At 72.8% G+C, this 2,204-nt stretch carries 2 protein-coding genes; both read left to right on the forward strand.

The window, feature by feature from the left end; genetic code table 11:
- On the forward strand, window positions 1-2,010 hold a 2,010-nt coding region (locus AB0C30_RS59810; protein WP_357962681.1), incomplete at its 5' end, for a type I polyketide synthase.
- A partial coding sequence (locus AB0C30_RS59815; RefSeq protein WP_357962684.1) for a polyketide synthase docking domain-containing protein occupies window positions 2,000-2,204 on the forward strand: 205 nt, incomplete at its 3' end. The genes AB0C30_RS59810 and AB0C30_RS59815, both read left to right, overlap by 11 nt.

Consider the following 2,204-nt stretch of genomic DNA (forward strand, 5'->3'; position numbering starts at 1 on the left):
CTGTTGACCGAAGCCCTGCCATGGCCGGAGACCGGTCGGCCACGCCGGGCCGGGGTGTCCTCCTTCGGCGTCAGCGGCACCAACGCCCACCTCATCCTCGAACAGCCACCTGCCGAGCCGGAGGAGACCCCGTCGACGGCCCCGCCCGCGCTCGTATGGCCGATCTCGGGCAGGAGCCCGCGGGCCCTGCGCGCCCAGGCCGCCCGGCTGATGCCGGTGGCGGCCGACGCCGACCCCACCGGCATCGCCCAAGCGCTGCTGACCACGCGCAGCATGTTCGAGCACCGCGCCGTCGTGGTCGGCCAGGACACCCAGACGTTGCTGGACGGGCTGGCGGCGCTGTCCCGCGGCGAACCGGCCGCCCAGCTCGTCCGGGGCATGGCCCGCAAATCCAACAAGACCGTCTTCGTCTTCCCCGGCCACGGCTCGCAGTGGGACGGTATGGCCGCCGGTCTGCTGGAGACCTCACCGGCGTTCGCCGCGAAGATCGACGAATGCGCGCGTGCCCTCGCCCCGCACCTGGACTGGTCGCTGCTCGACGTGCTGACCGGCGCGCCGTCCGCGCCACCGCTCGAACGCGTCGATGTGGCGCAGCCCGCGCTGTGGGCGGTGCTGGTCTCGCTGGCCGAGGTGTGGCGGTCGTTCGGCGTCCATCCTGACGCGGTCGTCGGGCACAGCCAGGGTGAGCTGGCCGCGGCCTGCGTGGCGGGCGCGATCCCGACGGCGGAGGCCGCGCGCATCGTCGCACTCCGCGGCAAGCTGCTCGGGCGGCTGGTCGGACGCGGCAGCATGCTGTCGGTCGCCCTGCCCGCCGCCGAGGCTGAGACCCGCATCGCCGCCTGGGCGGGCCGGTTGTCGGTGGCCACCGTGAACGGCCCGTCGGCGGTAGTGATCGCTGGGGACAGCGACGCGCTCGGCGCGTTCCAGGTCACCCTTGAGGCGGAGGACGTGCGTGTGCGCCGCATCCGGGCGGCCACCCTCGCCGGGCACTCACCGATCATCGACGACATTCGGGCCGAGTTCCTCGACGGCTTGAGCGAGGTACGGCCACGCCCTGGCGAGGTGCCGCTGATGTCCACCGTCACCGCCGACTGGATCGACACCGACAAACTGGACGCCGCCTACTGGTACCGCAACCTGCGCGAGACGGTTCGGCTCGACCCGGCCGTTCGCGCGCTGGCCGAGCAGGGCCACACCGTGTTCGTCGAGGTGAGCCCGCATCCGGTGCTCACCGGAGGCATGCTGGAGAGCGTCGGCGCCCTGGCGCGTACGGTCGCGGCGGACGTGGCCGTCACCGAGACGTTGCGCCGCGACGAGGGCGGATACGAACGGCTGCTGAAATCCGTCGCCGCCGTGCATGTGCACGGTGTACAGGTGGATTGGTCGCCGCTGTTCGCCGGTGGCCGGGCGCCCGGCGTCGAGCTGCCGGTCTACGCCTTCCAGCGCCGGCGCTACTGGCTGGAGGGCGGAGAGGCCGCGACGGCGGCTGCCGGTGCCGCCCCGACCCCCGACCAGGATCCGGAGCCGGCCGACGAGCCGCTGGCCGCGCGGCTGGCCATGCTCACCGAGCCGGAACGCACCGACGCGCTGATCGACCTCGTCCGGATGCAGGCCGCCGCCGTCCTCGGCTTCCCCGATCCGGAGGAACTCGACCCCGCCGCCGTATTTCAGGACCTGGGCTTCGAGTCGCTGACCGCGGTCGATCTACGCAACCGGCTGGGCGCCGCACTCGGTCTGACTCTGCCCGCGACGCTGCTGTTCGACCAGCCGACCCCGCTCGCGGTGGCCGCCTTCCTCCAGTCGCGGCTGACGCCCGAGGCTGACCCGCCCGCGGTCCACGCCCTGCGGTTGCTGGAGGAGGCCCTGACCGCGCTGCCTCCGGACGCGGCCGAGCGCGCCGAGGTCATGGCGCGGCTCCGCGACCTCACCGGGGAGACGGCCGATCTCGACGCGGCCACCGACGAGGAGTTGTTCGCGATGGTCGACGGAACGAGGAACGATGGCCTCTGAAGACGAACTGCGCGCCTACCTCAGGCGCGCTCTGGCCGACACCCGACGTGCCCAGCAGCGGGTACGTGAACTGGAGTCCGCCCTTCACGAACCGATCGCGATCGTGGGGATGGCTTGCCGGCTGCCGGGGGGTGTGGCCTCGCCGGAGGATTTGTGGGAGCTGGTCGTCTCGGGTGGGGATGCGATCGGGGCTT

It is taken from the genome of Nonomuraea sp. NPDC048901, assembly GCF_040649695.1.
Taxonomy (GTDB): domain Bacteria; phylum Actinomycetota; class Actinomycetes; order Streptosporangiales; family Streptosporangiaceae; genus Nonomuraea.